Source organism: Pseudomonas sp. Wu6 (assembly GCF_019891515.1).
GTDB lineage: Bacteria > Pseudomonadota > Gammaproteobacteria > Pseudomonadales > Pseudomonadaceae > Aquipseudomonas > Aquipseudomonas orientalis_A.
This window is the reverse complement of record NZ_JAFLXH010000012.1, coordinates 93,070-107,372: the sequence shown is the minus strand read 5'-3', so window position 1 is coordinate 107,372 and position 14,303 is coordinate 93,070. Positions and strand designations below refer to the sequence as shown.

Here is a 14,303-nt window from a genome sequence, read left to right as displayed (position 1 = left end):
TTGTTCTGGATCTTTCGAAGTAGGACAATTGTCGGCTTCCCGACATCATCAGCGATATTGAATGGCCTTCCTCGCACTCGGTATTAACCACAAGACTGCCTCAGTAGACGTGCGCGAGCGCGTGGCGTTTACGCCGGAGCAGTTGGTTGAGGCCTTGCAGCAGCTCTGCCGGCTCACCGACAGTCGCGAAGCTGCGATCCTTTCGACCTGCAATCGCAGCGAGCTTTATATAGAGCAGGAGCATCTCTCGGCGGATGTCGTGCTGCGCTGGCTGGCCGATTATCACCATTTGGACCTCGACGACCTGCGCGCCAGCGCTTATGTGCATGAAGAGGATGCGGCCGTTCGTCACATGATGCGCGTGGCGGCCGGTCTCGACTCACTGGTGTTGGGTGAGCCGCAGATTCTGGGCCAGATGAAGTCAGCCTATGCCGTGGCCCGCGAGGCCGGCACCGTCGGCCCGCTGCTGGGGCGTCTGTTCCAGGCCACCTTCAATTCCGCCAAGCAAGTGCGCACCGACACGGCCATCGGCGAGAACCCGGTGTCCGTGGCGTTTGCCGCCGTCAGCCTGGCCAAGCAGATTTTCAGCGACTTGCAGCGCAGCCAGGCGCTGCTGATCGGTGCCGGCGAAACCATTACCCTGGTCGCCCGCCACCTGCATGAGCTGGGCGTGAAGCGTATTGTGGTGGCCAACCGCACGCTTGAGCGCGCGAGCATCCTCGCCGAGCAGTTCGGCGCCCATGCCGTGCTGCTGTCGGACATCCCGGCCGAACTGGTGCGCAGCGACATCGTCATCAGTTCCACCGCCAGTCAGTTGCCGATCCTGGGCAAAGGCGCGGTCGAGAGCGCGTTGAAGCTGCGCAAGCACAAGCCGATCTTTATGGTGGATATTGCCGTTCCCCGGGATATCGAGCCTGAAGTCGGCGAGTTGGACGACGTTTACCTCTATAGCGTCGATGATTTGCACGAAGTGGTCGCCGAAAATCTCAAGAGTCGCCAGGGTGCTGCCCAGGCCGCCGAGGAAATGGTCAGCATCGGCGCTGATGATTTCATGGTGCGCCTGCGCGAGCTGGCGGCGGTGGATGTGCTCAAGGCGTATCGTCAGCAGGGCGAACGCCTGCGCGATGAGGAACTGATCAAGGCCCAGCGGCTGTTGGCCAATGGCAGCAGCGCCGAGGAGGTGCTGATGCAGCTGGCCCGTGGCCTGACCAACAAGCTGCTCCACGCGCCCAGCGTACAGTTGAAAAAGCTTACCGCCGAAGGCCGCCTCGATGCGCTGGCCATGGCCCAGGAACTCTTTGCCCTCGGTGAGGGCGCGTCAGATAGCTCTTCGGATAAAAAACCGCAATGAAAGCGTCACTGCTCAATAAACTGGATGTGCTCCAGGACCGTTTCGAAGAACTGACCGCCTTGCTCGGCGATGGCGAGGTCATCTCCGATCAAAGCAAATTCCGCGCCTATTCCAAGGAGTACGCCGAAGTTGAACCGGTCGTGACCACCTACAAAGACCTGCTGAAAGTGCAGGCCGACCTCGAGGGCGCCCAGGCGCTGCTCAAGGACAACGACCCGGACATGCGCGAAATGGCCGTGGAAGAAGTGCGCGAGGCCAAGGAAAAACTCGCCGAACTGGAAGGCGACCTGCAACGGATGTTGCTGCCCAAAGACCCTAACGATGGACGCAACGTGTACCTCGAAATCCGCGCCGGCACCGGCGGCGACGAGGCGGCGATTTTCTCCGGCGACCTGTTTCGCATGTACTCGCGTTACGCCGAGCGTCGCGGCTGGCGTGTGGAAATCCTGTCCGAGAACGAAGGTGAGCACGGCGGCTATAAAGAAGTCATCGCACGGGTTGAAGGCGATAACGTCTACGGCAAGCTCAAGTTCGAGTCCGGCGCGCACCGTGTGCAACGCGTCCCGGCGACGGAGTCCCAGGGCCGTATCCACACGTCGGCCTGTACCGTGGCGGTGTTGCCCGAGCCGGACGAGCAGGAAGCGATCGAGATCAACCCGGCGGACTTGCGCGTCGATACCTACCGCTCGTCGGGCGCGGGCGGCCAGCACGTCAACAAGACCGACTCGGCGATCCGGATCACCCACTTGCCGTCGGGCATTGTGGTGGAATGCCAGGAAGAACGTTCCCAGCACAAGAACCGTGCGCGGGCGATGTCCTGGCTGTCGGCCAAGTTGAATGACCAGCAGACCAGCGCCGCCGCCAACGCGATTGCCAGCGAGCGCAAGCTGCTGGTGGGCTCGGGCGATCGCTCCGAACGCATCCGCACCTACAACTTTGCCCAGGGCCGGGTCACCGACCATCGGGTCAACCTCACCCTGTATTCCCTGGATGAAATCCTGGCCGGTGGCGTGGATGCGGTGATCGAGCCGCTGCTCGCCGAATACCAGGCCGATCAATTGGCGGCGATAGGTGAATAAATGACCATCATTGCCAGCCTGTTGCGCGCCGCCGACCTGCCCGACTCGCCCTCCGCGCGCCTGGATGCCGAGCTGTTGCTGGCCGCTGCCCTGGGCAAGTCCCGCAGCTATTTGCACACCTGGCCGGAAAAGATCGTCAGCAGCGAGCACGCCCTGACGTTTGCCGACTATCTGCAACGCCGTCGCGGCGGTGAGCCGGTGGCCTATATCCTCGGCCAGCAAGGCTTCTGGAAGCTGGACCTGGAGGTCGCGCCCCACACGCTGATCCCGCGTCCGGACACCGAGCTGCTGGTGGAAACCGCCCTGGAATTATTGCCGGCCCTGCCCGCCAAGGTCCTGGACTTGGGCACCGGCAGCGGTGCCATCGCCCTGGCCCTGGCCAGTGAGCGTGCAATGTGGCAGGTCACGGCGGTCGACCGCGTGCTGGAGGCCGTGGCCCTGGCCGAGCGCAACCGCCAGCGGCTGCACCTCAATAATGCGGTGGTGCTCAACAGCCATTGGTTCGATGCGCTGCAAGGCCATACCTATGACCTGATCATCAGCAACCCGCCGTATATCGCCGCCAACGACCCGCACCTGGCCGCAGGCGACGTGCGCTTCGAGCCGGCCAGCGCGCTGGTGGCCGGCCATGATGGGCTGGACGACCTGCGCCTGATCATCCAGCAGGCCCCGTCCCACTTGAATGCCGGCGGCCGTCTGTTGCTGGAGCATGGCTACGACCAGGCCGCTGCCGTGCGTGACCTGTTGCTCAGTGAAGGCTTTGAACAGGTGCACAGCCGTATCGACCTCGGCGGCCATGAACGTATCACCCTGGGACGCCGCCCGTGCTGAGCGACCACGAGCTGTTGCGCTACAGCCGGCAGATTCTGTTGCAGCAGGTCGACATCGACGGCCAGTTGCGCCTGAAAAACAGCCGCGCGTTGATCGTCGGCCTGGGAGGGCTGGGTGCGCCGGTCGCGCTGTACCTGGCCGCCGCCGGGGTCGGCGAGCTGCATCTGGCGGATTTCGACACGGTCGACCTGACCAACCTGCAACGCCAGATCATCCATGACACCGACAGCGTCGGGCAGACCAAGGTCGATTCGGCCCTGCGTCGGCTGAGCGCGATCAACCCCGAGGTCACACTGGTCGCCCACCGCGCCGCGCTGGATGCCGACTCATTGGCCGGGGCCGTTGCAGCGGTGGATGTGGTACTCGATTGCAGCGACAATTTTTCCACCCGCGAAGCGGTCAATGCTGCCTGCGTTGTCGCAGGTAAACCGTTGGTCAGTGGCGCGGCGATTCGCCTTGAAGGGCAGTTGTCGGTCTTCGACCCACGGCGCCCCGAAAGCCCCTGCTACCACTGCTTGTACGGGCACGGCAGCGACACCGAACTGACCTGCAGCGAAGCCGGCGTCGTCGGCCCGCTGGTGGGGCTGGTCGGCAGCCTGCAAGCGTTGGAAGCCTTGAAGCTGCTGGCCGGCTTTGGTGAGCCGCTGGTAGGGCGCTTGTTGCTGATCGATGCGCTGACCACGCGGTTTCGTGAGTTGCGGGTCAAACGCGACCCGGCTTGCAGCGTGTGCGGGACGCACCATGCTTAAGGACGCGCCCGTCGGTGTGTTCGATTCCGGGGTCGGCGGCCTGTCGGTACTGGACGAAATCCAACAGTTATTGCCCCATGAGTCACTGTTGTACGTGGCCGATTGCGGGCATATCCCCTATGGCGAGAAAACCCCGGCCTTCATTCGCGAGCGCTCGCGGCGGGTTGCCGAGTTTTTTCGCGAGCAGGGCGCCAAAGCGTTCGTGATTGCCTGTAACACTGCCACGGTTGCCGCCGTTGCCGATTTGCGCCAGGACTACCCCGATTGGCCCTTGGTCGGCATGGAGCCTGCGGTAAAACCGGCGGCTGCCGCGACGCGCAGTGGCGTGGTCGGCGTGCTGGCCACCACCGGCACCCTGCAAAGCGCCAAGTTCGCCGCCTTGCTCGACCGCTTCGCCACTGACGTGCGGGTGATTACCCAACCCTGTCCGGGCCTGGTGGAGCTGATTGAAACCGGCGACCTGAACAGCCCGGCCCTGCGCCAGTTACTGCAGGGCTACGTCGAACCGCTGCTCAGCGCCGGTTGCGACACCATCATCCTCGGCTGCACCCACTATCCCTTCCTCAAGCCACTGCTGGCGCAGATGCTGCCCGCAAGCATCATCCTGATCGACACCGGCGCCGCCGTCGCGCGCCAGCTCAAGCGTCTACTGGGTGAGCGGGACTTGCTGGCCGGCTGTGCACCTCGCCCTGCGCAGTTCTGGACCAGCGGTGATGTCAGTCACCTCAGAAATATCCTACCGACACTTTGGAAATATCCTGGAGTTGTGCGAAGCTTCGCCTCGTGAAAATTTCGTGAAATCTCGCTGAACTTCTGGCTCTACGCTGGCTTCTATTGCGAGATGGCCTGTAAATAATCAATAACTTCGTTCGCAAAGGTAGTTTCTATGAAGCGCTTGTTCTGTATGGCTGCTATTGCGGCTGTGATGGTGGGACACTCTATTACCACCCAGGCCGCCGGCCTGGAGTTCGGCCTGGGCAGCACCAGCGATTCAACGCTGACGTACCGTCTGGGCCTGACCTCCGATTGGGACAAAAGCTGGATGCAGAGCAATGTCGGTCGCCTGACAGGCTACTGGAGCGGCGCTTATACGTATTGGGAAGGTGATGACCGCGCAGGCGCCAGCAGCCTGTCGTTCTCGCCGGTGTTTGTGTATGAGTTTGCCGGTGAGTCGGTCAAACCTTACATCGAGGCCGGGATCGGGGTGGCGTTGTTCTCCCGCACCAAGCTGGAAGACAACAACATCGGCCAGTCCTTCCAGTTCGAAGACCGCCTGGGTTTCGGCCTGCGGTTTGCCGGCGGGCATGAAGTGGGTATTCGTGCCACGCACTATTCCAACGCCGGTATCAGCAGCAATAACGATGGGGTAGAGAGCTACGCGCTGCACTACACCATGCCGCTGTAAAAGCACACAGAAAAACTAATGTGGGAGGGGGCTTGCCCCCGATGGCAGAGTGTCAGCTAATAGATGTACAACTGACCCACCGCAATCGGGGGCAAGCCCCCTCCCACATTTGGATCTGGAGCTGGCCAGCCAGCTACGGTACTCATTTGAATATCAGCGGTAGACCGTGGCAATGCCTGCACGCTCTTCAAGGCATTCCGGTGCCCCCATCTCGAATTCCCGGCATATCAACGGCCGAAGCTCATAGATCGTGCACATCATCGTGTCCCGGTCCAACGCCGCACACCAGCCATCATCCAGGCGCAGCATCACTTCGCCGCCCCAGTCATCGGTGTCGATATAGCGCGGCGGCACGCCGGTGTCGGTGATCAGCATCACTTCCAGCTGGCAGCAGCAGGCCGCGCACGTCGAGCAGGTGACGGCGGGTTCAGTGATTTGGGTGTGAGGGATGTTGGTCATAGGCCGGCAGCTTCAAGCTTTAAGCGGCAAGCTGCAAGCAGAAGCCGACCGGCTTCATCTTTTAAGCGTTGTTGGAAGTCCGCCGCTTGTGGCTGCTGCTGCCAGCAGCGGGAAAACCACGGCCCAGAGCACCGCCAGCCCGGCCATTGTCGGGCCCAGGCCATAGCCGAACTGCACCCCAGCCAGTTGGCTGCCGGCGTAATACGACAGCGGTCCGCCCACTGCGCCCAATAGCGCGGCGCGCCACCAGGGGCGGGCGCTCCAGGCCAGGCAATGGCGCAAGGTGGTGCCCAGCAAGGCCCACAGCAGCATCAGCCAGAAGGGAATCAACGGCCCCGGCTCGCTGAAGTGGAAAACCCCGAGGGTGCGCAACAGCGTGTCGAGCAACGTGCCGGCGAGTGTCACGCCGATGATCAGCGCGCCTTCATCGGTCAATGAGCTGATCCACAGCAGATGGATGAGCAGTACCGCCAACCCTGCCAGCAACCACGGGCTGTCGCCGCCGAGCACAGAGGCAAACCAGCCGCATTGAAACAGCGCGGCGTTGGCCAGGGATTTAAGCATTAAAGCGCCCGAGCAACGGCGGGTTGATGGCTGCGGGCTTGGCCAGCAGCAACTGCGCGGTGCCGATCGTACGCTCCATGAAGCCGCCTTCGCAGTAGCACAGGTAGAACTCCCACAAACGCAGGAAGTACTCGTCGTAGCCAAGCTCCGCCAGGCGCCCATGGGCCCCGCGAAAGTTGTCATGCCACAGGCGCAGGGTGCGCGCGTAGTGCAGCCCGAAATCCTCCATGTGCAGCAGGTTCATGTCGGTGTCGCGGCAGACGATCTGCAGCATGTTCTGCACGCTGGGCAGGGCGCCACCGGGAAAGATGTAGCGCTGGATAAAGTCGACGCTGTTCCTGGCCTGCTCATAACGTTGTTCGCGGATGGTGATGGCTTGCAGCAGCATCAGGCCGTCGGGTTTGAGCAAGTGCGCGCACTGTTTGAAATACGTGGGCAGGAAGCGATGGCCCACCGCTTCGATCATTTCGATGGACACCAGCTTGTCGTACTTACCGGTCAGGTCGCGGTAGTCCTGCAGCAACAATGTCACCTGCTCTTGCAGGCCCGCCGCTTCGATGCGCTGCGCGGTGTAGGCGAACTGTTCCCTGGACAGGGTCGTGGTGGTGACCTTGCAACCGTAATGCTGCGCCGCGTACAGCGCCATGCTGCCCCACCCGGTGCCGATTTCCAGCAGATGGTCGGTAGGCTTGAGCGACAGTTTCTGGCAGATGCGTTCCAGCTTGTTCAGTTGCGCCTGTTCCAGGGTGTCGTCGGCGCTGAGAAATTGCGCCGCCGAATACATCATGGTCGGGTCGAGAAACTCCTGGAACAGGTCGTTGCCCAGGTCGTAATGGGCTTCGATGTTCTTTCGCGAGCCCTTGCGTGTGTTGCGGTTGAGCCAGTGCAGGCCCTGGGTGAACGGCCGCGCCAGGCGAGCCAGGCCGCCCTCCATGGCATCGAGCACCTCCAGGTTGCTGACCATCACACGCACCACGGCGGTCAGGTCCGGGCTGCTCCAGTAGCCGTGGATAAACGCTTCGCCGGCGCCGATCGAACCGTTGGCGGCCACCAGGCCCCACACCGCCGAGTCGAGGATCTGGATTTCCCCCAAAAGATGCGCTTCCCGTGCGCCGAAAACGTGTCGCTCGCCGTCCTCGACGATCACCAATTGGCCGTGGCGCAATTGGCCGAGTTGGCGCAACACGCCCTTGCGCAGCAGCGCAGCGGTCATGCCATTGACGTTCAGGCGATGGGTCTTGACCGATAAGCTAGGGGATTTCATGGCGGCGATCCTTGGTATACCCGACGGCGGTGCTGGAGGCGCCATCGGCGGCCCGGTGGGAAAAAATCGGTGTGCGTTTGAGCAACAGGCGCATGGCCTGCCAGTAAATCGCCAGGCAGGTCTTGGCGGTCATCCACGGAAAGCGCCATAGATAACGATGCAGACTGGCGCGGTTCAGGGCTTCTTTTTGCAGGCTCAAGGTGGCGTCGAAGACTTTATCCGCGCCCTGCCAATCGGCCATGTGCACGCCGAGCCTGGCGCCGGGCGGGCTGAAGCTCATGCGGTATTCCAGGTCGCGCGGCAGAAACGGCGACACATGGAACGCCTTGGCCACGGCGAAGTGCTGGTGCTCATCGGCGCCCAGTGCCTGGGCCGGCAGCACGTAGTGATAGCGCTCGCGCCACGGGGTGTTGGTGACTTCGCACAGGATCGCCGCCAGTTGCCCGTCGGCTTCGAAGCAATAGAAGAAGCTCACCGGATTGAATGCCAGTCCCCAGCTGCGCGCCTGGGTCAGCAGACAGATAGCACCCTGTGGCGTGCGTCCCAGGGCCTTGCCGACTTCATGGCGCACCGCATCGCTCAAGGACATGCCGTGGCGAGTGAACGCGCGCAGGTAGTCCTGCTGGCGAAAGCCGAAGGGCGCCAGGCGGCTGCTGCCTGCCAGGGGCGAGAGCGCGAGCACGGCGTCCTGCTCGCTGAGGTCCAGGTACAGCAGGCCGATGCGGTAGCGAAAGGCATGGGCCTTGGGCGCAAACCGGCGATGGGCGATCCAGCCGCTGTACAGGGCGCTGTTCACAGGGTTTCCCCAAACGCCTGGGCCACGCGCAGGGCGCTGACCACGCCGTCTTCATGGAAACCATTGGCCCAATAGGCGCCGCAGTAGAACGTGTTGCGCGCGCCGTGCAATTCTTCCCAGCGCGCCTGTGCGGCCACCGCCGCCAGGCTGTATTGCGGATGGGCGTAGGTGTAGCGCGCCAGGATCTTCAGCGGGTTGATCACCGATGTCTGGTTGAGGCTCACGCAAAAGGTGGTGGCGCTGTCGATGCCTTGCAGGATGTTCATGTCGTAGGTGACGGCGGCCTGCTGCTGTTGATTGCCGCCCAGCCGGTAATTCCAACTGGCCCAGGCCAGCTTGCGGTCGGGCAGCAGTCGTGTGTCGGTGTGCAGCACCACGTCGTTGTCGGCATAGGGCAGGGCGCCGAGGATCTGTTGTTCGGCCTCGCTCGGGTCGGCGAGCAATGCCAGGGCCTGGTCGCTGTGGCAGGCGAACACCACGCGGTCGAAAGTCTCGCTGCCGAGCGGGCTGTGGATAACCACGCCGTCGTCGGTGCGTTGCACGTTTTGCACCGGGCAGTTGAGGCGTATCCGTTCGCGAAAGTTGCGGGTCAAGGGCTCTATATAGCTGCTGGAGCCCCCGTCGATCACGCACCATTGCGGACGGTTGCTCACTGAAAGCAGGCCGTGGTTCTTGAAGAAGCGCACGAAGAACTGCAACGGAAAGTTGAGCATGTCGGCCAATGACATCGACCAGATCGCCGCGCCCATCGGCACGATGTAATGCCGGATAAATCGCGGGCCGTAGCCGCCGGCGTCGAGATAATCGCCCAGGGTCATGTCGGCATTGATGCGCTGCTCTTGCAGATCCAGCGGTGCCTGGCGATTAAAGCGCAGGATATCGCGCAGCATGCCCCAGAACCCCGGCGACAAAATATTGCGGCGCTGGGCAAACAGGCTGTTGAGGTTATTGCCGTTGTATTCCAACCCCGTACTTTCATCGCACACCGAAAAACTCATTTCGGTGGGTTTGAACGTGACCCCGATCTGCCCCAGCAGGCGGATAAAGTTCGGGTAGGTCCAGTCGTTGAACACGATGAAACCGGTGTCCACCGCATAGCGCTTGCCTTCGACCGTCACGTTGGCGGTGTGGGTATGCCCGCCGAGGCAGTCGCCCGCTTCGAACAGTGTGATGTCATGACGACGACTGAGCAGGTAGGCGCTGGTCAGCCCGGCGATGCCGCTGCCGATAATGGCGATCTTCACAGGTCGTCCTTGTGCGGCGGCGGGCTGCGCAACATGCGTTTGCCGATGATCAGCTGCGCGCGGTTAGGCAGCTTCGACAACGGCCACAGGGCTGCGATGAACAAGGCCGGAAAGGCGATCTCCAGGGGGCGCTTTTCCAGCTTGGCAAAGATATGCCTGGCAGCCTTGTCGGCGGGCCAACTCAAGGGCATGGGGAAGTCATTGCGTTCGGTCAGCGGCGTGTCGACAAAGCCCGGGCTGATCACGGTGACGTCGATGTTCTCCGGCGACAGGCCGATGCGCAGAGACTCGAACAAATAGCGCAGCCCCGCCTTCGAAGCGCCGTAGGCTTCAGCACGGGGCATGGGCAGGTACGTCACGGCGCTGGCCACGCCCACCAGATGCGGCGTACGCCCGGCACGCAACAGCGGCAACGCCGCTTCGATGCAATAACTGCTGGCCAGGAGGTTGGTGCGCACCACGTGTTCGATGATCGACGCATCGAATTGCCTGGCGTCGACATATTCACAGGTGCCGGCGTTGAGGATCACCGTATCCAGCGAACCCCAGGCCTCGCTGATGCGCTCACCGATTTCGCGCACGGTCTGGCTGTTGGTCAAGTCGCCGGCCACCACCAGCACTTGCCCCGGATAGCGCTGGGCGAGCGCCTCCAGTGGGCCCTTTGTGCGGGAACTGAGCGCCACATGGGCGCCGCTGTTGAGCAACTCCACGGCGAGCGCTGCACCGATGCCACTGCTGGCGCCGGTCAACCAATAACGACGGGGCGGTGTCAGGCTCATCCCATTCTCCTTTTCAGCCAACTGATGACGCCGCCGAGGACCGGCAGGTGTTCATAAAGCAGAGCGCCGGCATCGAAATAATCGCGGTGTCGGTAAACCTTGTCGCGCCACATCAGGTGGGAACAACCTTGCACACTGATCAGCTCGCCGCCGTCCAGGCGCGGGTGACGAAAGTTCATGGTCCAGCGCAGGTAGCCTTCGCCTTCGGCCGTTTGGTCGAAGCCGTGGAAATCAAAGTCCAACTGGTTGACGTTGCTGTACAGCTGCGCGAAGTAGCGATGCAGCTCGGGCAGGCCGTGGACTTCATGCAGCGGGTCGGCAAACACGATGTCGTCGCTGTACAGGCTGTCGAGCAGGTGCAGATTGTGCTTGTTCAGCGTGGCAAAGGTGTGGCCGAAATGGCGCAGGAAGTCACTCATGGTCGGCCATCTCCTGACGCGAAGGCAGGCTGCGAAAGGCGGCGAGGGCACGCTCGCGGGATTTCTTCAGGTCGACAATGGCGCGCGGGTAGTCGGCCACGCCGAACAGCCCGCCGGCCGCTTCGGGGTTGTGCACTTCTTTTTTATTCAGCGCGGCCAGTTCCGGCAGCCAGTGCTTGATGAACAACCCTTCGCTGTCGAATTTTTCCGACTGGCTCAGCGGGCTGAAAATCCGGAAATACGGCGCCGAGTCGGTACCCGTCGAGGAACTCCACTGCCAGCCGCCGTTGTTGGCCGCCAGGTCGCCGTCGATCAGGTGTCGCATGAAGAAGCGCTCGCCTTCGCGCCAGTCGATCAGCAGGTTCTTGGTCAGGAACATCGCCACCACCATGCGCAGGCGGTTGTGCATCCAGCCGGTTTCCAGCAGTTGGCGCATGGCCGCATCGATGATCGGCAAACCGGTGCGCGCCTGTTGCCAGGCGGCCAGGTCCTTGGGGGCGTCGCGCCAGGCCACCGCCTCGGTTTCGGGACGGAACGCACGGTGACGGGAAACGCGCGGGTAGCCCACGAGGATGTGTTTGTAGAATTCGCGCCACAGCAGTTCGTTGATCCAGGTGATCGTGCCGATGTCACCGCTTTCGAACTCGCCCTGATTGGACTGCAACGCGGCGTGCAGACACTGGCGCGGCGACACGACCCCGGCGGCAAGGTAGGCGGACAACTGGCTGGTGCCGGGCTTGGCGGGAAAGTCGCGCTCGTCCTTGTAGTAACTGATCTGCTCATCGGCGAAGGCGTCGAGGCGCCTGCGCGCCTCGTCTTCACCGGCGGGCCAGAGAGCGCGCAAGGTTTCGCTGGGCGGCTCGAAACCTTCAACGCGGGTGGGGATGGCATCGCTTTGCAGGTCGAGCACGGCCTGGGCCTTGGGGCTTGCCACCAAAGGCGGCAAGGCGCTGTGCAGACGGGTGTAGCAGACCTTGCGGAACTGGCTGAACACTTGAAAGTAGGTGCCGGACTTGGTCAACACACTGCCCGGCTGGAAGAACAGCTGGTCGAGGTAGCTGTGGAAGGTCACGCCGTCTGCTTCCAGGGCCTGGGCCACGGCGCTGTCGCGACGGCTCTCGTGGATCCCGTATTCCTCGTTGACGTGCACCGACTCGACCTTGAGCTCCCGGCATAGCTGGCTCAATACGCCTGGCGCCTGGTCCCAGGTGTCGGCGTGGCGGATCAGCAGCGGGATGTTCACGTCTGCGAGCGCTTGCTCTAACGCGTGCAGGTTGCGCAGCCAGAAATCCACCTTGCACGGCGCATCATCGTGGGCCAGCCATTGTTGCGGGGGGATCAGGTAAATGGCCGCGACCGGGCCTCGCTGGCTGGCGGCAGTCAGGGCGGTGTTGTCATGAAGGCGCAGGTCGGTGCGCAGCCAGATCAAGTGCATTTAGACGATTCCACGCTGGATCAATATCTGGTGGGCCGCCAACGGGTCTTCGGCGACGAACAACTCGGGGATGTCACGGGTTAGTACGGCCAACTCGGCGTGGTGGATGCAGACCGCCGGTCCGGCAATCAATATCGGGCAACCAATGCCCGCCAGCAGTTTCATGAGTGCCGCGACCTGCAGCGCCTTGCTGGAATACAGCAATACGGCGCGCGGTTGCAGGTGTTCCACCGCCAGCGCCAATTCGCCGGGGGGCAGCGGCCAGTCGAACACCTCTACCGGGCAGTCGGCGCTGCTGGCCAGCCAGGCGCTGAGCCACAGGTGCGGCTCCAGGAGCAAGTCGGAGTGGTTGACCAGCAACAGCGGGGTGCCGTGGAGTTGCCGGTTGTTGTGGTAAATGCGCGCGCCGAACTTGCTGCGCAACCAGGACAGGAAAAATACCCGCTCCATCTGTGCGCCGAACTGACCCTGCCACTTCTGTTCCAGCTCGCTGAGCAGTGGCAGCATCAATTGCTCGCACAAGGTGCGTGGCGGATAGAGCGCCATGGCCTGGTTGAAGGCATCGTCGACCCGACGTTCGGCCAGCTCAGCGATGGCCGTCAGTAAGGTTTGGCGCAAGGTGTGCCATTCGTTTTCCATCGGTTCGGGGGAGGCTTGGGCGGAGTCGATCAAGCCTTTTACCTGGCTGACCGGCACGCCGCGATTGAGCCAGGTGAGGATGGCATGGATGCGTTGCACGTGGTCGGCGCTGAACAAGCGATGCCCCTTGGGCGTGCGCTGGGGCACGATCAGGCCGTAACGGCGCTCCCATGCGCGCAGGGTCACGGCATTGACGCCGGTCTGGCGCGCCACCTCGCGGATCGGCAGCCAGCCATTTTGCAGGGCTTGGGCGATGTCTTCGCCGGGTTCGTCTTGCAGGGCAACTGTCATGGTCTAGATCGCATTGCGCAGGCTGAGGTTTTCCGGGTGCGGTTGCAGGTAGGCCTGCTGCGCAATGTAGCGGTCCGGGTGTTGACGAAAGTGATGCTTGAGCAGCGTGAGCGGCACCACCAGCGGCACGATGCCTTGGCGGTACTGGCTGATGACGGTTTGCATTTCCTGTTTGTCATCGGCGCTGATCGCCTGCTTGAGGTAGCCGCTGATGTGTTGCAGCACATTGGTGTGGGTGCCACGGGTAGCGCACTTGGTCAGGCCGGTCATCAGTTCGCTGAAGTAGCAACTGGCCAATTCGTCCAGGTGGGTGTCCTTGGTCATGCTGCCCAGCAGGTGGCCGAGGCTTTTGTAATGCGCCGGGCTGTGGGCCATCAACAAGTATTTGTAGCGCGAATGGAAGGCCAGCAGGCGGTGACGCGTCAGGCCTTCGGCGAGCAATTGTTGCCAGCTGGCGTAGACGAATACGCGGGTGAGGAAGTTTTCACGCAATACCGGATCATTCAGGCGACCGTCCTCTTCCACCGGCAGGTTGGGGTGGCGCGCGCAGAACGCCTGGGCGTAGATACCGCGCCCGCCGCCATCCACCGGTGCGCCGTTCTCACGGTACACCTTGACCCGCTCCAGGCCACAGGAGGGCGACTTCTGCATAAAGATGTAGCCGCACAGGTCGGTGTGCTCGGCCGCCATCTGCTGGCCGTATTCATCCAGCGGCTGGGTCACGTTGAGTTCGCGGTGCACGGTGCCGACCGCCTGGGGGTTGGCCGGGTCGCCGACCAGGCGAATGGTTTCACGGGGAATGCCCAGGCCGATGGCGACTTCGGGGCACAGCGGCACGTAGTCGAAGTAGTCGGCCAGGGTCTGGGTGCACAGGAGGGATTGCTTATGCCCGCCGTTGAAACGCACGTTTTCGCCCAGCAGGCAGGCGCTGATGCCGATTTTGGGTTTCACGGAATGGGGCATGGGTAAACCTCTGCGAAATTCCTGTACAGTTTTTT

General features: G+C 62.6%; 16 protein-coding genes. 6 read left to right on the top strand and 10 right to left on the bottom strand.

Features of this window, described 5'->3' with window-relative positions; all coding sequences use genetic code 11:
* Window positions 1-61 precede the first annotated feature (61 nt).
* The 6 genes from hemA to J1G34_RS11160 all read left to right on the top strand — a co-directional run bounded on the left by hemA (window position 62) and on the right by J1G34_RS11160 (window position 5,415).
* On the top strand, window positions 62-1,351 hold the full coding sequence (gene hemA / locus J1G34_RS11185; RefSeq protein WP_065888037.1) for a glutamyl-tRNA reductase: 1,290 nt from the start codon (window positions 62-64) through the stop codon (window positions 1,349-1,351).
* Complete coding sequence (gene prfA / locus J1G34_RS11180; RefSeq protein ID WP_065891721.1) at window positions 1,348-2,430, top strand: peptide chain release factor 1; 1,083 nt, start codon at window positions 1,348-1,350, stop codon at window positions 2,428-2,430. The genes hemA and prfA overlap by 4 nt, the downstream gene beginning before the upstream one ends.
* Complete coding sequence (prmC, locus tag J1G34_RS11175; RefSeq protein ID WP_065935735.1) at window positions 2,431-3,261, top strand: peptide chain release factor N(5)-glutamine methyltransferase; 831 nt, start codon at window positions 2,431-2,433, stop codon at window positions 3,259-3,261.
* Complete coding sequence (locus J1G34_RS11170; protein WP_222994051.1) at window positions 3,255-4,010, top strand: molybdopterin-synthase adenylyltransferase MoeB; 756 nt, start codon at window positions 3,255-3,257, stop codon at window positions 4,008-4,010. Before prmC ends, J1G34_RS11170 begins: the two co-directional genes overlap by 7 nt.
* A complete protein-coding gene (gene murI, locus J1G34_RS11165; protein ID WP_130138562.1) occupies window positions 4,003-4,797 on the top strand; it encodes a glutamate racemase in 795 nt (264 codons plus the stop codon). The genes J1G34_RS11170 and murI overlap by 8 nt, the downstream gene beginning before the upstream one ends.
* 99 nt (window positions 4,798-4,896) lie before the next feature.
* Window positions 4,897-5,415 (top strand): acyloxyacyl hydrolase, encoded by a 519-nt coding sequence (locus J1G34_RS11160; protein WP_065888032.1) that lies wholly within the window; start codon window positions 4,897-4,899, stop codon window positions 5,413-5,415.
* Between the two features lie 153 nt (window positions 5,416-5,568).
* On the opposite strand, the gene J1G34_RS11155 is transcribed toward J1G34_RS11160, so the two are convergent.
* From J1G34_RS11155 to J1G34_RS11110, 10 genes are read right to left on the bottom strand one after another with little or no spacing between them, the layout of a single operon-like run.
* Window positions 5,569-5,874, bottom strand: a complete 306-nt coding sequence (locus tag J1G34_RS11155; RefSeq protein ID WP_065891716.1) for a YkgJ family cysteine cluster protein — start codon at window positions 5,872-5,874, stop codon at window positions 5,569-5,571.
* A 54-nt stretch (window positions 5,875-5,928) separates the two neighbouring features.
* The gene (locus J1G34_RS11150; RefSeq protein ID WP_222994049.1) at window positions 5,929-6,438 is read right to left on the bottom strand and encodes a DUF2878 domain-containing protein; all 510 of its coding nucleotides are present in this window, start codon (window positions 6,436-6,438) and stop codon (window positions 5,929-5,931) included.
* Window positions 6,431-7,702, bottom strand: coding sequence for an SAM-dependent methyltransferase (locus tag J1G34_RS11145; RefSeq protein ID WP_222994047.1), 1,272 nt, complete (start codon window positions 7,700-7,702; stop codon window positions 6,431-6,433). The genes J1G34_RS11150 and J1G34_RS11145 overlap by 8 nt, the downstream gene beginning before the upstream one ends.
* Window positions 7,689-8,498, bottom strand: a complete 810-nt coding sequence (locus J1G34_RS11140; RefSeq protein WP_122462767.1) for a DUF1365 family protein — start codon at window positions 8,496-8,498, stop codon at window positions 7,689-7,691. The genes J1G34_RS11145 and J1G34_RS11140 overlap by 14 nt, the downstream gene beginning before the upstream one ends.
* A complete protein-coding gene (locus tag J1G34_RS11135; RefSeq protein ID WP_222994046.1) occupies window positions 8,495-9,742 on the bottom strand; it encodes an NAD(P)/FAD-dependent oxidoreductase in 1,248 nt (415 codons plus the stop codon). The genes J1G34_RS11140 and J1G34_RS11135 overlap by 4 nt, the downstream gene beginning before the upstream one ends.
* On the bottom strand, window positions 9,739-10,521 hold the full coding sequence (locus J1G34_RS11130) for an SDR family NAD(P)-dependent oxidoreductase (RefSeq protein WP_122737628.1): 783 nt from the start codon (window positions 10,519-10,521) through the stop codon (window positions 9,739-9,741). Before J1G34_RS11130 ends, J1G34_RS11135 begins: the two co-directional genes overlap by 4 nt.
* Window positions 10,518-10,940 carry a nuclear transport factor 2 family protein gene (locus J1G34_RS11125; protein ID WP_065935730.1) on the bottom strand — a complete coding sequence of 141 codons (423 nt, stop codon included), beginning with the start codon at window positions 10,938-10,940 and terminating at the stop codon, window positions 10,518-10,520. Before J1G34_RS11125 ends, J1G34_RS11130 begins: the two co-directional genes overlap by 4 nt.
* Window positions 10,933-12,375, bottom strand: a complete 1,443-nt coding sequence (phrB, locus tag J1G34_RS11120) for a deoxyribodipyrimidine photo-lyase (RefSeq protein ID WP_222994045.1) — start codon at window positions 12,373-12,375, stop codon at window positions 10,933-10,935. The genes J1G34_RS11125 and phrB overlap by 8 nt, the downstream gene beginning before the upstream one ends.
* On the bottom strand, window positions 12,376-13,305 hold the full coding sequence (locus J1G34_RS11115; RefSeq protein WP_222994043.1) for a MerR family transcriptional regulator: 930 nt from the start codon (window positions 13,303-13,305) through the stop codon (window positions 12,376-12,378).
* A gap of 3 nt (window positions 13,306-13,308) precedes the next feature.
* A complete protein-coding gene (locus J1G34_RS11110; protein WP_065891707.1) occupies window positions 13,309-14,268 on the bottom strand; it encodes a YbgA family protein in 960 nt (319 codons plus the stop codon).
* Between the last annotated feature and the right edge of the window lie 35 nt (window positions 14,269-14,303).